This is a genomic window from Robiginitalea aestuariiviva, from assembly GCF_029537735.1.
GTDB lineage: Bacteria > Bacteroidota > Bacteroidia > Flavobacteriales > Flavobacteriaceae > Robiginitalea > Robiginitalea aestuariiviva.
On record NZ_JARPUQ010000001.1, the window covers coordinates 373279 to 388835 of the forward strand.

Sequence of the window (15557 nt, forward strand, 5' to 3'; positions counted from 1 at the left end):
AGGCACCACGTTGTCTTTGGGTTCCAGGGACTGCAGAAAGGCGAACATGGCTTCCAGGTCCGCATCGGTGAGGTTGCGCAGGGTCAGGGACGCGGGATCAGGGAAAGGGGTACCTGCCCGGGCTTAAGGGAAATTAGGGGCTGTATCTCCAGGGAACGGACAGGGGTATTGATTTGAAACTGGTGCAGCATCCACCCCAGGGCCAGGACCATTTCGTACATGGCAAAATTATTCCCGATACACATGCGCGGGCCGGCGCCAAAGGGATAAAAATGTTCGGATGGGCGCCGCGGGTTTTCGCTGGCAAACCGCTCCGGCCGGAAAGCATCCGCCTCTTCCCAAAGTTGGGGCAGCCGGTGCAATTCCACTACGCTCAGCAGCCAGGTAGTGCCTTTGGGGAATCGCTGGCCCCCGAGGGTTTCTTCCCTCAGGGAAACCCGGTCAATCACATACACCGGCGGGTACAGGCGCATGGCTTCTTCCACGCACTGGCGCACCAGGGGCAGGCCCTGCAGCAGGGCCATGGGCGGAGTGCGCTCCCAGTCCAGGCTGCGCGCCTGGGCTGCCGCCTTGTCCTGTACCTCCGGGTTACAGGCCAGCAAGTGCAGGGCAAAACTCAGGGCATTGGCCGTGGTTTCATGCCCGGCAGTAAAGAGGACCATAACCTCATCGATCAGCTGGGCACGGGTCATGGGCGTGCCGTCTTCATAGCGTGCAGCCAGCAGCATATCCAGTAAGTCGTGCTTTTCCTGGCCGGAGGCCACCCGCTTCGAGATGATGGTATCGAGCAGGCTGCGGGCATCGGCCGATAGGGACAAATGCCTGCGGATCCGGCCGGTAAGCCTGAACCACCAGACCAGGTAAGGCTGCCGCATTTCCCGGATCAGCATTTCCTGGTTATCCTGGGTGATTTGCTGCAGCCGGCGCATATCCCTGCGCAGGTCGCCCGCGCTGAACAGGGATCGGGCCACCACCTGAAAGGCCAGGTCACTCATATGCGGGAACACATCGAATTCCCTGCCCTCGGGCAGGGATGCCAACTCCGCCCGGATGGTTTGGAACATCAGCCCCAGCAGGCCTTCCAGCTTTTCTTTATGGAAGGCGGGTTGGATCAGCCTGCGGTGGCGTTTCCAGAATTTCCCTTCACTGGTCAGGATTCCATGGCCGATATATTTGGCCAGGTCCCGGGTCTGCAGGGTGGATTTGGAATACCCCCGGTGGTTTTTTTGCAGGATATGCCGGATCAGGTCCGGATGGCGGGTAAAGACGACCGGGGATCCCAACCCGATCTGCACCCGGAAGGTATGCCCGTGGCGTTCAAAATTTTCCCGGTGGAAGGGCAGGGGGTTTTTAAGGATGCGTTTGCGGTTGCGCAGGACTGTGCCGGTAGTCACCGTATGCAAGGCGGTCAGGTCCGCCTCCGGCACCGCCCCGGGGCCTTGCCCGCCCTGCGGCGCTCCGGGAACCGGCCGGGCCTCAACCCTCTCCACGGAACAAATCCGGTTGTGCCCCGCCTTTCATCCGCCCCAGGTGGCGGTAGGCCAATTCCGTTACTTCCCGGCCCCTGGGGGTACGCATAATAAAACCTTGCTGGATCAGGAAGGGCTCGTACACCTCCTCTATGGTTTCGGCGTTTTCGGAAACCGCTGTGGCCAGGGTGGTAATGCCCACCGGTCCCCCTTTGAATTTGTCGATGATGGTGGCCAGGATTTTGTTGTCCATCTCATCCAGGCCATAGGCATCCACGTTAAGGGCTTTCAGCCCAAAACGGGCAATGTCCATCCCGATATTCCCATCTCCCTTAATCTGGGCAAAGTCCCGTACCCGGCGCAGCAAGGCATTGCAGATCCGGGGGGTGCCCCGGCTGCGACCGGCAATTTCTATGGCCGCTTCCTCGGTAATGCGCACTTTCAGGATATCCGCCGACCGCTGCACGATGGTAGACAGCAGTTCGGTGTCATAGTATTCCAGCCGGCTGGCAATACCAAAACGCGCCCGCATGGGGGCCGTGAGCAGCCCGGAGCGGGTGGTGGCCCCTACCAGGGTAAAAGGTTCCAGGTTTATTTGTACGGAACGGGCGTTGGGCCCGGATTCGATCATGATGTCGATCTTGTAATCCTCCATGGCGGAATACAGGTACTCTTCCACCACGGGGCTCAGCCGATGAATCTCGTCTATAAAAAGCACATCCCGGGGTTCCAGGTTGGTCAACAGCCCGGCCAGGTCGCCGGGCTTATCCAGCACGGGGCCGGAAGTAACTTTTAGGCCCACCCCAAGCTCATTGGCCAGGATATGCGCCAGGGTGGTTTTCCCCAGCCCCGGGGGGCCGTGCAACAGGGTATGGTCCAGGGCTTCACCTCTCAGGTTGGCAGCCTGTACGAACACCTGCAGGTTCTCCAGTACCTGCTGCTGTCCGGTAAAGTCGTCAAAGGACACCGGCCTCAGGGCCCGTTCAATATCGAGTTCTTCTGGGGAAAGGTGTTCGCCGGTTGGATCCAGGTGCTCATTCATCGCCAAACAAAGATAACAAAAGCGCGGGTGCGCAACCAGCATTTAAAAGCTGCCGGCTGGGAATTGTCATTGATAATTGTCATATTTAACCCCAAAGCTCCCCCCTACCTTTGTCCGATACCCCCGGCTAAAGGCCCCGTGCCGGCCAGGGGCAAAAACAATCCTTAAAACCATTCGTCAATGGCAAGTTTTGACCTTTCCCAATACGGGATCCACGTAAATGAAATCCATCGCAATACCGCTGTCCCGGTGCTCTATGAAATCGGGCTGCGCAAGGAACCCGGCACCGCCATCTCGGATGTGGGCGCCCTGTTGGTGTATTCAGGCGAAAAAACCGGGCGCAGCCCCAAGGACAAACGCATTGTCCGCAGCCCGGAATCCGAAAAAAATATCGACTGGGGCGACATCAATATTGGCCTGGACCAGCACACCTATATGGTAAACCACGAGCGGGCCATCGATTACCTGAACATCTGCGAACGCCTCTTTGTGGTGGATGCCTTTGCCGGGTGGGACCCGAAGTACCGCATCAAGGTGCGCATTATCTGCACCCGGGCTTACCACGCCCTGTTTATGCAAAACATGCTGATTATGCCCTCGGCCGAGGAACTGGAAAACTTTGGGGAACCGGATTATGTGGTCTTTAACGGAGGGGGCTTCCCGGCCAACAGCTATACCTCCGAAATGACCTCCAAAACCTCTGTGGATGTACACCTGGAGCGGCGGGAGATCGTAATCCTGGGCACCCAGTATGCCGGGGAAATGAAGAAAGGCATCTTTGGGGTGATGAATTACCTTATGCCCCTGCAGGGCGTACTGCCCATGCACTGCTCGGCCAACGTGGGTACGGAAGGAGATGTAACCATCCTCTTCGGGCTTTCAGGCACCGGGAAGACCACCCTGAGTGCCGACCCCAAACGCAAGCTGATCGGAGACGACGAACACTGCTGGACGGACGAGGGCACCTTTAACATCGAAGGCGGCTGTTATGCCAAGGCCATTAACCTTTCCGCGGAAAGCGAACCGGATATTTTTAACGCCATCCGGTTTGGGACGGTCCTGGAAAACGTGGTTTACGACAAGGTAACCCGCGAGGTAGATTATACCGATACCTCCATCACCCAGAATACCCGGGCCTCCTACCCCATCCACCATATTGAAAACGTGCAGGTACCCTGCGTGGCCGGGCACCCCAAACACGTGATCTTCCTGACCTGCGACGCCTTTGGGGTACTGCCCCCGGTAAGCAAGCTCAGCCCGGAGCAGGCCAGTTACCATTTTATTTCCGGATATACGGCCAAAGTAGCCGGTACGGAAATGGGTATCACCGAACCCCAGGCCACCTTTAGCGCCTGCTTTGGGGCGGCCTTTATGATGTGGCACCCCAACACCTATGCCGAATTGCTGGCCGAGAAAATCCGCAGACATGAGGTAACCGCCTGGCTGGTGAATACCGGCTGGACCGGAGGGGCGCACGGTACAGGCTCCCGGATCAAACTGAAATACACCCGCGCCATGATCGACGCCATCCACCACGGGGATTTTGAAGGGGTCGACTTTACGGAAGACTCGGCCTTTGGCTTCCAGATCCCTAAATCCTGCCCCGGAGTACCGGATGAGGTTTTGGTGCCCGAAAACACCTGGGAGGATCAACAGGCCTATCAGGCTACCAAGGCAAAACTGGTGGGGTTGTTCCAGGAGAACTTCAAGAAATTTGAAGCAGGCGTGCATGCAGCCATCCGCGCTGCCGGCCCGAAGCTTCCCTAACCATGATGATGAAAAAGCCCCCTGAACCGGGGGCTTTTTTATTCGGGTTCCTTGTGAAGTTCGGCCCGGTCTGTAAACCGCTGAAGCTGTATGGCGGGCTGGCCGTAGAGGTAGGTGCGCGTTTGTCCGCTCAGGTCCAGCAGGGTTTCCTGCCGTGCCTGGACGCGGGCGGTCGCAGATCCCGCCAGTCGAAGCTCCAACTGGTCCGAGTGCAGGCGGGCGGCCTTTAAAGAGGTGTTATCACCCCCTTCAACCCGTGAAAAAACAGAGAGGCCTTCCAGGGTCAGGCCGGCATTCTGGGCCAGGGTAGCGGAAAGGCCGTCGGTAACCGTATAGAGCACCGCATCGGCCCGGGCCCCCAGGCGCAGGGAAACGGAATCCGCCTCCACATTCAGGTCTGCCCGGCTGCTGTCTTCCATAAAAAGGTCGAACCAGGCGGCCCGGGCGCGCAGGTTTACGCGTGCCCCGCCGCGGGCTACCACGGTTAATAGGTCCGTGGTAACCGGATTCTCCGAAAATACCTCTCCATCCAGGGCTTCCACGGCATTGAGCTGGTTGGCATAGACCACTATCTTAAGGGCCTTACTGGCGGTAATATTGTAAAACGAAGATACCTGTAGCACACTGTCCCTCACCTCAAGGCGCAGCACGTCTACCAGGTTATCGTCCACTTCCAGCAGGTAGCCGGGGGCAGCTCCCATCCGCACCTCCACCTCCAGGGGGTCTGCCAGCCTCAGGGTATGGAAGCCCGGGAGGTCCTGGCGTACCTCTACGGGTACGCGACTGCCTTTAATCTTGGGTTTGCGCTGGGCGTTTGCCTGCGCCGGGGCCAGGATAAACAACAGGGCCAGGCCGCATGTCATTTGCCAAATACGTTTCATAGGTTCTCGTTTTTCGCCTTTTAAAGATATCACAATTCCGGACCAAACTTACCGGATACGAAAAAGGCCCATCAAAAGACGGGCCGTTTTTCGTTCAGAATGAGCTGGGGAGCTTAGTGATGCATCTCCTCTTCTCCTTCCTGAAGGGGAATGTGCTGAGGCACAAAATCCTGTCCTTCCAGAATGTATTCCCCGTTTTCGTACGTTTTGCTGTAATCATACGGCCAGCGGTGAACTTCCGGAATGGCACCCGGCCAGTTGCCGTGAATGTGCTCCTGCGGGGCCGTCCACTCCAGGGTAGTGGCACCCCAGGGGTTTTGCGGGCCGCGTTTGCCGTAGAAGATGCTGCGTACAAAGTTGTAGACAAATACCAGCTGGGCGGTGGCGGTAATGATGGCAAATACGGTCATGAGCACCTGTACGTCCACCAGTTCGTCGAACATGGGGAAGGCGGTGTTCTGGTAGTAGCGTCGGGGGACCCCGGCCATCCCCACAAAGTGCATGGGGAAGAAAATCCCATAGGAACCGATGGCGGTAATCCAGAAGTGTACATACCCCAGATTCTTGTTCATCATACGGCCCTGGAACATTTTGGGGAACCAGTGGTATACCCCGGCAAACAGGCCGTATAGTGCAGAGATACCCATTACCAGGTGGAAGTGGGCCACTACAAAATAGGTGTCGTGGACGTTGATGTCCAGGGTGCTGTCTCCCAGGATAATCCCGGTAAGACCGCCGGTAATAAAGGTGGAAACCATCCCGATAGAGAAGAGCATCCCCGGGTTCAGCTGCAGGTTTCCTTTCCACAAGGTGGTAATCCAGTTAAAGGCTTTTACCGCAGAGGGGATAGCGATCAACAGGGTGGTAAAGGTAAATACGGATCCCAGGAAGGGGTTCATCCCGGAGATGAACATGTGGTGCCCCCAAACAATGGTAGACAAAAAGGCGATTGCCAGAATGGAGGCAATCATAGCCCGGTATCCGAAGATGGGTTTGCGCGCATTTACAGACATCACCTCAGAGACAATTCCCATGGCCGGGAGGATTACGATATATACCTCCGGGTGGCCCAGGAACCAGAACAGGTGCTCGAACAACACGGGGGAACCTCCCTGGTAATGGAGTACTTCGCCCTGGATAAAAATGTCGGAGAGGAAGAAAGAGGTGCCAAAGCTGCGGTCCATGATCAGCAACAGGGCTGCAGACAGCAGTACGGGGAAGGAAATCACCCCGATTACCGCGGTCACAAAGAAGGCCCAGATGGTCAGGGGCAGCCGCGTCATGGACATCCCTTTGGTACGCAGGTTCAGTACGGTTACGATATAGTTCAGCGATCCCAGCAGGGAAGAAGCGATAAAGATCGCCATAGACACCAGCCAGAGGGTCATCCCGGCCCCGGAGCCTGGTTGTGCCATAGGCAGGGCACTCAGCGGGGGATAAATGGTCCACCCGGCAGCAGCAGGTCCGGCTTCGACAAAAAGGGAGATAACCATGATCACACTGGAAAGGAAGAACATCCAGTACGAGAGCATGTTCAGGAAGCCGGAGGCCATATCCCGTGCACCAATCTGCAGCGGAATCAGCAGGTTACTGAAGGTACCGCTCAGGCCCGCGGTAAGTACAAAGAACACCATGATGGTCCCGTGGATAGTTACCAGTGCCAGGTAAATATCGGCATCCATTACCCCGTCGGGGGCCCATTTGCCCAGCAGTGCCTCGAAAATGGGGAAGGATTCACCCGGCCAGGCCAGCTGCATCCGGAACAACAGGGACATGGCAATCCCGATGAATCCCATGATCAGACCTGTAATCAGGTACTGTTTGGAGATCATCTTGTGATCCTGGCTGAAGATGTATTTGGTTACAAATGTTTCCTTGTGGTGGTGACCGTGATCGTCCGCGTGATCATCGGCGATGGCATGTGCATGTGCTGACATAGTCCTTCTTGTTTTGTCTTCTTCCTAAAATAGCAATTTTATTTTCCCATAACGGTCTGGGCAAACGTCTGTTGTTCACTCAGCCAGGCGTTAAAATCCTCTTCGCTTTCCACAATGATTTTCATCTGCATGTTGTAGTGGGATTTCCCGCAGATTTTGTTGCAAAGCAGAACATAGTCGAACTCCCAGGGATCGGAATTCGGCTCGCCGTTGGCCGCCCGCTCAGCGCGGATGGCATTGGTGCGCTGCACCTTTTCGATGATCTCCGGCCGCAACCGCATTTCTTCGGTGGTTACCGTAGGGGTAAAGGAGAATTCGGTAATCATTCCCGGAACACAGTTCATCTGAGCGCGGAAGTGCGGCATGTAGGCAGAGTGCAGCACATCCTGGGAACGCATCTTAAAATTCACCTTCCGACCTACGGGCAGGTGTAATTCCTTCACGATCACATCGTCCTCTGCGTTGGGGTCCGCTTCATCCAGTCCCAGCACGTTGGCCTTGTCGATGTCGATCATCCGGACATTGGACTCCCCCAGCACATTGTCGGCACCGCCGTAGCGGGCCGTCCAGTTAAACTGCTGGGCGTAGAGTTCCACGATCAGGGGATCGTCTTCCTCGTTTATGTCCATAATGTTGGTCCAGGTATACAGCCCCCAGAGGATCAGGCCGGCCAGGACAATTACCGGGATAATGGTCCAGATAAATTCCAGGCGGTCATTGTCTGCATAGAAAAGGGCCTTTTTCCCTTTTTCACCCCGGTATTTAAAGGCGAAGTAGTGCAACAGGGCCTGGGTGATGATCTGTACGATAAAGATGATCACAAAGCTCCAGAGCATCAGGGAATCGTACTGGCCTCCGTGGGCGCTGGACGATTCCGGGAGGATGTACTTCCCGTATTTCCAGAAGGAAAAGATGGTGAGCAGGTAGATGAACACCAAAAAGGCGAACATCAGGTACCCGTTTTTCTTGTTATCCTCGTCTGTGGCTACTTCCGAATTCGCTGCCTTAGTCCCGATCTGAGACAATTCAAAAATCTTGGTCATCTGCCAGATGGCGATGGCCACTAAAACTAAAACAGTGATCGTCAATAATGCTGTCATTGTCTGAACGGATATGATTCGCTAATGCTGTTAATAATGAAACTGCCGGCTCTCCTCGATGAACGGGTTATTGGTCGGTTGCAGGGGCGCCTTGGTAAGGGTATTGAAGACCCAGTAAATAAAGGCTCCTGCAAAAAAGAGTACGCCTCCGATTTCGGGGATCCCGATGTACCACTGGTCTCCCACGGTAGCCGGCATGATCATGACAAATACATCCAGGTAGTGCCCCATCAGGACCACAATCCCGGTCATGACCACAAACCAGTTCACCCGTTTGTAATCGCTGTTCATCAGCACCAGCAGGGGGAACACAAAATTCATGGCAACCATGCCAAAGAAAGGCAGTTTAAAGTCTTCGATCCGGGTTACGAAATAGGTGACTTCTTCCGGAATATCCGCATACCAGATAAGCATGAACTGTCCGAACCAGAGGTAAGTCCAGAAGATGCTGATACCGAACATAAATTTAGCCAGGTCGTGGATGTGGCTGTTGTTTACATCCGGCAGGTAACCGCGGGATTTCAGGTAGATGGTCACCAGGGCAATGGTGGTAATGCCGGAGACAAACATGCTGGCAAACACGTACCAGCCAAACAGGGTGCTGAACCAGTGCGGGTCCACACTCATGATCCAGTCCCAGGACATCATGGATTCCGTTACCAGGTAGAATACCAGGAAGGCGGCGGACCATTTAAAATTCTTTTTGAAGTTGCTGTGGTCATCGGCCTTGTCCTGCGCCAGGGAAAGCCGGCGAGAAATCTCCCGGTAGGCAATCCAGCCCCCCAGGAAGATGGCAGCGCGCACCAGGAAGAAGGTCGGGTTCAGGTACCCGGCCTTGCCCTGCAGCAATTCGTCGTGGGCCACGGTTTCGGGGTCCATCCAGGTAAAGAGGTGGTTCATGTGGAGTACGGAGAGTACCAGGATCACAAAAACCACAATACCTCCCGGCACCAGGTAGGCGGTAATCCCTTCCATAACGCGGAAGAGCAAGGGGGACCAGCCGGCCTGGGCGGCCCGCTGAATGGCGTAAAACGCCAGCACCCCAAGGGCGATCATAAAGAAGAAGAACGCTGCCACGTACAGGGCCGCCCAGGGGCGGTTCTGCAGTTGGTGCAGCAGGTGCTCATCGTGGGAAGACCCATGGCTTTCCTCGCCGTGGGCGGCTTCCCCGTGGGCCGCTTCTCCGTGGTCGGCTACTGCAGCCGCTTCCCCATGGCCTGAACCGTGCCCGTCGTCGTGGGCAGCCACCAGTGCCTTGGCTTCCTCCACGGTAGAAGGTGCAGAGACAAATCCGATCGCCATCCCCATCAGGCCCAGGGCCATAAGGATAACGGATCCTATTTTTAGTCTGTTCGAGAAGGTATACATCTGCAGTGCTATCTTATTGAGTTAGGTCTTCCTTGAGTTTCATCACGTATTCGGACACCTGCCAGCGCTCCTTGGCGTTCAGCTGGTTGGCGTAGGATCCCATGGCGTTAAGGCCGTAGTAGATCACGTGGTGGGTGCTCCCCACAGTAATGTTACGCCCGGCGTCCGCATAGCTGGGTACCCCCAGGATTTTCTCCCGTTTCACCAGGTTCCCCTGTCCGTCTCCCTTGTTGCCGTGGCAGATGGCGCAGTTGATCCCGTAAAGCTCCTTCCCAATGGCCAGGTTTTCCTCCCGGTTCAGGGAATCCAGCGGGCTTTCCAGGGTGCGGGCCATTTCTCTACCCTCCAGGGTGTTCGCATAGCGGTAGGGCATTTTGCCACGTGCCACGGTGTGTTCTGCAGGCAAAAGCGCCTCGGACCCCCCGGGGAGCCAGTCTACCGGCTGATAGGTTTCATACCCTACGGATTCGTACATATTGGGCATATACTGATAATTGGGCTGACGGGTATCCTGGCAGGACACCACGGCCATTACGGCAGCAACTATCACAAGGCCTTGTATCGTTTTCTTCATCATTCCGATGTTACTTTTCTACGGTTTTGATCTCCACAGCTCCGGTTTCCTGCAGCAGGGCGGCCAGCGCATCGGCACTGCCGTGTGCTTCCACTTCCATGATGAAGTGGTCGTCCGTGCTGCGCGCATCCGGGTTCTCAGCTTTTTTGAAAGGCCAGAGGCGGCTTCTCAGGTAAAAGGTAATCACCATCAGGTGGGCTGCAAAAAATACGGTCAGCTCAAACATCACCGGAACAAAGGCCGGCATGTTTTCGATGTAGCTGAAGCTCGGCTTTCCGCCAATATCCTGCGGCCAGTCCTGAATCATGATGTAATTCATCATCACAATGGCCACGGTAAGCCCGAGACAACCGTACATAAAAGAGGTAATCGCGATACGGGTGGGGGCCAGTCCCATGGCCTTGTCCAGCCCGTGCACCGGGAAGGGGCAGTACACCTCTTCGATGTGGTGCTTGGCAGCCTTCACCTTCTTGACAGCGTGCATCAGCACGTCGTCGTCGTCGTAAAATGCCTGTATTACTTTAGATGCCATCTGTGCTTACTTGTTTTCGTTAAAACCTTTTGCCTGCCCTGCCCAATCGTCGCGCTGGGCCCGGCCCGGGAAGGAGCCGGTAATGGAATCGAGCAGGTCGTATTCGCGCTGGGTCATGCGGCCCACCTGTGCAAAGGTGAAGATACCGAGCTGGTTCAGGGCCTGCTCCATCTGCGGACCTATACCCTTAATTTTCTTGAGGTCGTCCGCTTGCTGGGTTGCCGGGTCAAAAGTACCCAGGGTTTCCAGCAGGCTGCTAACCTGTTCTTCTTTGGCTTCCGGGGTGGGAGCCGCAGCCTTCACCGGCGCTGCAGTTGCAGACACCTGGTACAGGGGCTTGCCTGCATCCCGAAGCTTTTTATAGCGCTCCCCGGAGGATTTCAGGATGGATTTAACCTCGGCCTGTGCAATTACGGGGAAGGTACGGGCATACAGCAGGAACAACACGAAGAAGAACCCGATGGTACCGATAAAGATCCCGATGTCCACAAAGGTGGGGGAGAACATGGTCCAGGAGGACGGCAGGTAATCCCGGTGCAGGGAGGTTACGATAATCACGAAACGCTCGAACCACATCCCGATGTTTACCACAATGGAAATGATAAAGGAGACCATGATGCTGGTCCGGATTTTCTTGAACCACATCACCTGGGGGGAGACCACGTTACAGGTCATCATCAGGGTATAGGCCCACCAGTAAGGCCCGGTGGCACGGTTCAGGAAGGCGTATTGCTCGTATTCCACACCGGAGTACCAGGCAATGAAGAGCTCTGTGATATAGGCACAGCCCACAATGGAACCGGTGATCATGATAACGATGTTCATCAGTTCGATGTGCTGTACGGTTATATAAGCTTCCAGGTGACTTACCTTCCGCATGATAATCAGGAGGGTCTGTACCATGGCAAACCCGGAGAAGATCGCCCCGGCCACAAAGTAGGGCGGGAAGATGGTGGTATGCCATCCGGGAATCACCGAGGTGGCAAAGTCGAAGGATACGATGGTGTGTACGGAAAGTACCAGGGGGGTAGCCAGACCGGCCAGTACCAGGGATACTTCCTCAAAACGCTGCCAGTCTTTGGCCCGGCCGCTCCAGCCGAAACTCACCAGGCTGTAGATCTTTTTCTGGAAAGGCTTTACGGCACGGTCGCGGATCATCGCAAAATCCGGCAATAATCCCGTCCACCAGAATACCAGGGATACGGAAAGGTAAGTGGAGATCGCGAATACGTCCCACAACAGGGGGGAGTTGAAGTTCACCCAGAGGGAACCGAACTGGTTCGGGATCGGCACCACCCAGTACGCCAGCCAGGGGCGGCCCATGTGGATGATCGGGAAAAGCCCGGCCTGGATTACCGAGAAGATGGTCATGGCCTCCGCAGAGCGGTTGATGGCCATACGCCACTTCTGGCGGAAAAGCAACAGTACGGCGGAGATCAGGGTTCCGGCGTGACCGATACCCACCCACCATACAAAGTTGGTAATGTCCCAGGCCCAGTTAACCGTACGGTTCAGACCCCAGGTCCCGATACCGGTGGAAACGGTATAGATGATACACCCGATTCCCCAAAGGAAAGCAGCCAGCGCGATGGAAAAGACAATCCACCAGTGCTTGTTGGCCCGGCCTTCCACGGGGGCGGCAATATCCACAGAAACATCGTGGTAGCCCTTATCGCCCAGTACCAGGGGTTTGCGTATCGGTGCTTCGTAATGCGACGCCATAGAATATCGTTTTCGTTTCTTAAGAATTATGCTTCGTCTGTGTTGCGGACCTTAACCTGATAGAATACGTTAGGCTGTGTGCCAACGTGCTCGAGCAGGTGGTACATACGCGCGTCCGCTTTCAGCTTGGACACTTCGCTTTCCGGGTCGTTGATGTCCCCGAAGACTATCGCCCCGCTGCTGCAGGCATTGGAACAGGCCGTCTGGAATTCTTCGTCCGTTACGGCACGGCCCTCCCGCTTGGCGTCGAGGATGGATTTCTGGGTCATCTGGATACACCAGGAGCACTTCTCCATCACCCCGCGGGAACGTACGTTGACGTCGGGGTTGAGTACCATTTTGCCCAGGTCGTTGTTCATATGGTAATCGAACTCGTCGTTGTTGTTGTAGAGGAACCAGTTGAAACGACGCACCTTGTAGGGGCAGTTGTTTGCGCAGTAACGGGTTCCCACGCAGCGGTTGTACGCCATGTGGTTGTGGCCCTGACGGCTGTGTGCCGTGGCGGCAACCGGACAAACGGTTTCGCAAGGGGCGTGGTTACAGTGCTGGCACATCACCGGTTGGAAAGCTACCTGCGGGTTGGCCGCCGGGTCTTCCATTTCCTCAAAGCCGCGTTTGGACTCCAGGGCACCGGAGAATTCATCCTTCTTCACATTGTCGCCCTCAAAGGTATCCTCGGAGGAATAGTAACGGTCGATTCGAAGCCAGTGCATATCGCGCGACTTGCGGATTTCCTCTTTTCCAACAACCGGAACGTTGTTTTCGGCGTGGCAGGCAATCACACAGGCCCCGCAACCCGTACAGGCGTTCAGGTCAATGGACATGTTGAAGTGATGCCCGATGGAGCGGTCGAAGGAATCCCAGAGGTCCACGGTGGTGGCGGGCACCTCCTGGTGGTTCAGGGAAACCTGGGGCACATGGTTCCACTCGGCAGCATCCTTCGTATTGAAGATCTCCAGGGTGGTTTCCTTGATGATGTCGCCGCGGCCCATCAGGGTCTTCTGCAGCTGGATGCAGGCAAACTCGTGCATGCCGGCAGCCTTTTCAATGCTCACTTCCTGGGCGGTGTCAAAGCCCTGGTAAAGCGGGAAGGCATTTACCCCGGTCTGCATCTCGGCTTTCAGGCCGGTGGTCTTCCCGTACCCGAAGGCCAGGCCAAACGTACCTTCCGCCTGTCCGGGCTGGATCACTACCGGAACCCCGGAAACCGTGGTGCCATTTACCGTAATATTTACATAGCTGCCATCCAGGCCGCCATTAGCTGCATATTTGTTTACCAGGCCTAATGCCTGGGCATCCTTCTTGGATACCGTCAGGTAGTTGTCCCAGGACACCCGGGTTATGGGATCCGGGAATTCCTGCAACCAGGGGTTTCCGGCCTGGCGGCCATCGCCCATCCCCACCTTGCTGTAAAGCACCAGGGTTTTCTCGGCAGTTTGGGCCGCAGCCAGGCGGCTTACGGCTCCGGCCAGGTCGGCTACCGTACTGGTGGCACCTTCCCCTTCGGCATTTTCCTTATCCTGTTGGGCCGTGGCTCCCATTTCGGGGTCCGCCATGGCCGCGCCGGCAAAGAAGCCGTCGTGGAGGGCTTTGTTCCAGTCCGCACCGGAAAGGATTCCCCCTTCCCAGGTTTCGCGAACAAAATCGTACCAGGTCTGCTCCTCGCCCATCCAGGTTAGCAGGGACTGCTGGAACTGGCGGGTATCGAACAGCTGGCGGATTACCGGCTGGGTAAGTCCGTAATGCCCCTTTTTCAGTTGGGTGTCGCCCCAGGATTCCAGGTAGTGGCTGGCGGCAGCGGTAAAGGTAGCAGCCTCGGTGGTAGCGGTGCGGTTGGTCGAAAAAGCCACGGACAGGTCTACCTTCCCGAGGGCCTCGGCAAATGCCGCGGCGTTGGGCAGGGTGTAGAGCGGGTCAACCCCGTCCATCAGCAGCACCCCAACCTTCCCGGCCTGCATATCGGCCATCAGTTGCTCCAGGGCTTTGGCATCCCCCTGTCGGGTGTAGCGCGGAGCTTCCGGCTGGAAGGCCTCGCTGCCCAGCATTTCGTTCATAGCCAGGACCACGGCCTGGGCATCGGCGTCCTGCAGCCCGGTTACCACTACCGCTTTCCGGCCGGCTTTGGCCACGGCGGCAGCAAGTTCCTCCACCGCACGAGCGGCAGCTTCGGGCAATTCCCCGCCTGCGCTGCTGCCGTTCAGGGCAGCAAACAGTTTGGCGAGGGCAATTTTTTGGTGGGCCGGAGACAGAGGCACGCGCTTGTCTGCGTTGGCACCGCTCAGGCTCATGTTGGCCTCAAAGTGTACGTGGCGGGACATCTTCCCTGCCTTGGGCACACGGCCGGCAGCATAACCGCTGTCGTATCCGCCGCCTTGCCAATCCCCGAGGAAATCGGCACCGAAGGACACAATCAGGTCTGCTTTGGAAAAATCGTAATCGGCCAGGGCGCGCTCGCCGTACTTGGCCTGGTAGGCATCCAGGGCAGCGTTTTCCCCCACGGCATCATAAGACACGTGGGTTACGTTGCCGTAGCGCTCGGCAAACTGCGCAATCAGCCGGTCGGTAGACGGGCTGGCATAGGTTTGGGTCAGCAGGGCAACCTGCTTTCCGCTGGAGGCCAGGGAAGCCAGGCGCGCTTTTACGGTAGCATCCAGAACGTCCCACTCCACATCGCCCTCGGCATTGCGCGGACCCTGCAGGCGGGTGCTGTCGTACAGGGAGAGGACTGAGGCCTGGATCCGGGCATTGGTGTCCCCCTTAAAGGCTGCCTCTTTGTTGCGCTCGATCTTGATCGGACGACCCTCGCGGGTCTTGACCAGGATGCTGGCAAAATCGAAACCATCCGCTATGGTAGTGGCATAATAGTTGGCCACCCCGGGGATGATGCGCTCGGGCTGCACCACGTAAGGGATAGACTTATGCACCGGGCCCTCACAGGCTGCCAGGGAAGCGGCGGCCGTGCTGAAGCCCACGTATTTCAGGAAATCCCGCCGGCTGGTCTGGCTGGAAGCCAGCTGCTCCTTTTCGCCCAGAAAGGCATCCACCGGGAGCTGCTCGGGGAATTCGTTTTGTCTCAGCGTCTCAACAATGGAAGCATCCGCGGATAACTCCACTTCGCTCTTCCAATACTTCTTGTTTGATGCCATAGGTATATGGGTCTATTTA

The 15557-nt window shown here is 56.6% G+C and carries 11 protein-coding genes; 1 reads left to right on the top strand and 10 read right to left on the bottom strand.

The annotated features are described in order from the left end of the window. Window positions 1–83 precede the first annotated feature (83 nt). The gene (locus tag OZ410_RS01705; RefSeq protein ID WP_277706179.1) at window positions 84–1490 is read right to left on the bottom strand and encodes a cytochrome P450; all 1407 of its coding nucleotides are present in this window, start codon (window positions 1488–1490) and stop codon (window positions 84–86) included. Beyond that, the gene (gene ruvB, locus OZ410_RS01710; RefSeq protein ID WP_277706180.1) at window positions 1477–2511 is read right to left on the bottom strand and encodes a Holliday junction branch migration DNA helicase RuvB; all 1035 of its coding nucleotides are present in this window, start codon (window positions 2509–2511) and stop codon (window positions 1477–1479) included. Before ruvB ends, OZ410_RS01705 begins: the two co-directional genes overlap by 14 nt. Before the next feature lie 180 nt (window positions 2512–2691). Between ruvB and pckA the strand changes: the two genes are divergently transcribed. Next, on the top strand, window positions 2692–4278 hold the full coding sequence (gene pckA / locus OZ410_RS01715) for a phosphoenolpyruvate carboxykinase (ATP) (protein ID WP_277706181.1): 1587 nt from the start codon (window positions 2692–2694) through the stop codon (window positions 4276–4278). Between the two features lie 38 nt (window positions 4279–4316). Here the strand turns inward: pckA and OZ410_RS01720 are convergent, their stop codons facing one another. The 8 genes from OZ410_RS01720 to OZ410_RS01755 form a co-directional block, all read right to left on the bottom strand. Continuing rightward, a complete protein-coding gene (locus OZ410_RS01720) occupies window positions 4317–5159 on the bottom strand; it encodes a GIN domain-containing protein (RefSeq protein WP_277706182.1) in 843 nt (280 codons plus the stop codon). A 113-nt stretch (window positions 5160–5272) separates the two neighbouring features. Then, window positions 5273–7096 (bottom strand): cytochrome c oxidase subunit I, encoded by a 1824-nt coding sequence (locus OZ410_RS01725; protein ID WP_277706183.1) that lies wholly within the window; start codon window positions 7094–7096, stop codon window positions 5273–5275. A gap of 38 nt (window positions 7097–7134) precedes the next feature. Next, a complete protein-coding gene (locus tag OZ410_RS01730) occupies window positions 7135–8196 on the bottom strand; it encodes a cytochrome c oxidase subunit II (protein ID WP_277706184.1) in 1062 nt (353 codons plus the stop codon). Between the two features lie 30 nt (window positions 8197–8226). Then, window positions 8227–9564 carry a quinol:cytochrome C oxidoreductase gene (locus OZ410_RS01735; protein WP_277706185.1) on the bottom strand — a complete coding sequence of 446 codons (1338 nt, stop codon included), beginning with the start codon at window positions 9562–9564 and terminating at the stop codon, window positions 8227–8229. Window positions 9565–9577: 13 nt separating this feature from the next. Further along, complete coding sequence (locus OZ410_RS01740; RefSeq protein WP_277707159.1) at window positions 9578–10138, bottom strand: c-type cytochrome; 561 nt, start codon at window positions 10136–10138, stop codon at window positions 9578–9580. Between the two features lie 10 nt (window positions 10139–10148). Further along, window positions 10149–10670, bottom strand: a complete 522-nt coding sequence (locus OZ410_RS01745; RefSeq protein ID WP_277706186.1) for a DUF3341 domain-containing protein — start codon at window positions 10668–10670, stop codon at window positions 10149–10151. A 6-nt stretch (window positions 10671–10676) separates the two neighbouring features. Beyond that, window positions 10677–12392, bottom strand: coding sequence for an NrfD/PsrC family molybdoenzyme membrane anchor subunit (gene nrfD, locus OZ410_RS01750; protein ID WP_277706187.1), 1716 nt, complete (start codon window positions 12390–12392; stop codon window positions 10677–10679). A gap of 26 nt (window positions 12393–12418) precedes the next feature. Continuing rightward, window positions 12419–15538, bottom strand: a complete 3120-nt coding sequence (locus OZ410_RS01755; RefSeq protein ID WP_277706188.1) for a TAT-variant-translocated molybdopterin oxidoreductase — start codon at window positions 15536–15538, stop codon at window positions 12419–12421. Window positions 15539–15557 lie beyond the last annotated feature (19 nt).